Here is a 2661-nt window from a genome sequence, read left to right as displayed (position 1 = left end):
GCTTTGATTATAATAATAATTCACTGTTTTGTATGTTGAATGGGAATTCCAGAATATCATAGGATTTTCTCGTTTCAAACCTGTTCCATATTGAATCAACAAAAAGCATCTCTCTTGCACGTTACAAGTGGGGAGAGCCCGCGTGAATAAAAAAACTATTAAGAAAGGACTAAAAATGCCTATAATGAATCGTCTCAGGTGCCAAGGGCTGTAGCAACACCTAAGAGCTGGCAAATATAATGATGATGCCGGCTTGCAGTAAGAGGGATGCATTTCTTAAAATCGCACGTACAATACCGATGCGTTGTTTTTGTCCCCCAGAAAGCATGGTACCACGTTCTCCTACTTGCGTATCCAAGCCATCTGATAAAGCTTGAATAAATTCAAGCGCATTAGCCGCTTGCGGCGACAAGAATGTCCTCTTCACGGGTATTTTCAGGTCCAAAAAAAGAAGGATAGTTTGCAATTATTTTATTTCAGGTCGTTATACTTTACGAGAAAGGATTTATGCTCGTATTTCAAACTGATTTTTAAATTTAAAAAACGCAGCCACCAAGATTTATTAGTGCCTAAAATCCCATCTATTTATGTTGGATGCGTTTTTGAATTAATATTTAAAGCGCACTCTTTACAGCATAAAAAAACAATCACTTACAATAGAGCAATCATTTTTTAAAAAACTTGTGCTCTTTAATAATCAGGAATAGGCTTTTACATGCCAATATTACCAAAACGATTTTTGAATTTAGAAAGACGACCGCCACGGTCTACGAGTGTTTGGGAGCCACCTGTCCATGCTGGATGCGTTCTTGGGTCAATATCTAGATTAAGAGTATCGCCTTCTTTTCCCCAAGTAGAGCGCGTTGTATATTGGGTTCCATCCGTCATAACAACGGTAATTGTGTGATAGTTGGGATGAATATTCGCTTTCATGCGTAAAAACCTTTTGCGTTTACAGAATGAAACAGCACTTGCTCGATTTTTTAAGTGCGCTTCCTTTGTCTTTTTGATACATTGATTAAAGTATTTATTCCTATAGCTGAGCACGCATAAAAAAACAAGTGTTCGAGATGCATCATTGTATCAAGTATTATAAATTCAATATAGTGAGCGAAACCTTATGAATCTCTTCAATCATTCAGAACAATCTACAAAGTCTTCCTCTAGAAAATCTTCATTCTCTTCGCTTGCAATTTTTTTTCCTTATCTTTTGCGCTATCGTTGGTTGTTTATCTTTGCCTTTCTAGCGTTATCTGTTGCTGCTCTTGTTACATTAGCTTTGCCTGTAGCTATCCGCCAAATGTTTGATCATGGGTTTTCTACTTCAAGCCATGGACATATCAATTTTTACTTCGGAATTTTGTTTATCTTAGCCTTGCTTCTCGCATTTGCTTCTGCTGGCCGTTATTATTGTGTTATCACATTGGGAGAACGGATTGTTGCCGATTTACGGCGTGATGTGTTTATTCATATTATGAAACTTTCTCCTGCTTTTTTTGATCGGTCGCATTCAGGAGAGATTGTTTCAAGGCTTCTAACAGATACCACACAAATAAAATTAGCTGTAGGTTCTACCGCCTCTACTGCTTTGCGCCAGTTGATTATAGTGATCGGAGCCGTCGTGATGATGGTGATTACCAATGCTAAATTGTCTTTGTTGGTTTTGGTTGCTATTCCTGTTGTGGCCATTCCATTGGTGGTTTTTGGGCGTAAGGTTCGTGCGCGTACGCGTGCGGCACAAGATCGTCTCGCAGATGCCAATGCTGTTGCTACAGAACAGGTAAGTGCTATTCGCACTGTGCAAGCTTTTACTGCAGAAAAACTCGTTGCAACACGGTTTTCACAATTGATAGAACGTGCTTTTCAAACAGCACGCGCTTCTGTGATCCTGCGCTCCTTTTTTACGGGTTTTGCAATTTTTTTGGTTTTTAGCAGTGTAGTTGCTGTTTTATGGATTGGGTCGCGCGATGTTTTGAATGGAACGATGACAGGCGGGACATTAGGGCAATTTGTCCTTTATGCGGTTTTTGGAGCTTCTACTTTTGCGCAATTATCGGAACTGGGGGCAGAGTTAATCCAAGCAGCGGGCGCTGCTGAGCGGCTTTCTGAATTGCTACAAGAACAACCTACTATTGTAGCTCCTAAAAATCCTTTATCATTGGAACAACCTGTTCGAGGTGAGCTTGTTTTTGATCAGGTTGATTTTACTTATCCTTCTAGGCCACAAGAGAAGATTTTACGCTCACTTTCGTTTTCTGTGAAGGCAGGTGAAACGGTTGCTTTTGTTGGGGCTTCAGGAGCAGGAAAAAGCACCATTTTTTCTTTGATCCTTCGTTTTTATGACCCGATAAGTGGAACAATTCAGTTGGATGGCATGGAAATTAATCACCTTTCTTTGCAAGATTTACGCAGCGCAATTTCCTATGTTCCACAGGATGTCGCCATTTTTGATGGAACATTGCGTGATAATATTATTTTTGGAACTGAAAATACCCATGAAGAGGAAATCCTTGCTGCCGCTAAAGCGGCTAATGCACTTGAATTTATTCAAGCTTTACCAGATGGCTTGGATACGCAAGTAGGAGAACGTGGTACCATGCTTTCTGGGGGGCAAAAACAACGCATTGGTATTGCACGGGCAATTCTAAGAAATGCACCCCT

The 2661-nt window shown here is 40.1% G+C and carries 2 protein-coding genes and 1 pseudogene; 1 reads left to right on the top strand and 2 read right to left on the bottom strand.

Going from position 1 to position 2661, the window contains the following annotated elements; genetic code table 11:
- Positions 1 to 256: 256 nt before the first annotated feature.
- Both ACFIKO_RS09055 and rpmE read right to left on the bottom strand, forming a co-directional pair.
- Positions 257 to 446: pseudogene (locus ACFIKO_RS09055) on the bottom strand (ATP-binding cassette domain-containing protein); the annotation flags it as partial.
- Between the two features lie 265 nt (positions 447 to 711).
- Positions 712 to 933 (bottom strand): 50S ribosomal protein L31, encoded by a 222-nt coding sequence (gene rpmE / locus ACFIKO_RS09050; RefSeq protein WP_330168255.1) that lies wholly within the window; start codon positions 931 to 933, stop codon positions 712 to 714.
- A 187-nt stretch (positions 934 to 1120) separates the two neighbouring features.
- Between rpmE and ACFIKO_RS09045 the strand changes: the two genes are divergently transcribed.
- The coding region (locus tag ACFIKO_RS09045; protein ID WP_375673845.1) for an ABC transporter transmembrane domain-containing protein at positions 1121 to 2661 on the top strand (1541 nt) is incomplete at its 3' end.

This window comes from Bartonella sp. TS82HLJMH, from assembly GCF_042193495.1.
Classification (GTDB): domain Bacteria; phylum Pseudomonadota; class Alphaproteobacteria; order Rhizobiales; family Rhizobiaceae; genus Bartonella; species Bartonella grahamii.
Note: the sequence above shows the minus strand (reverse complement) of the source record. Positions and strands in the feature narration are given on the sequence as shown.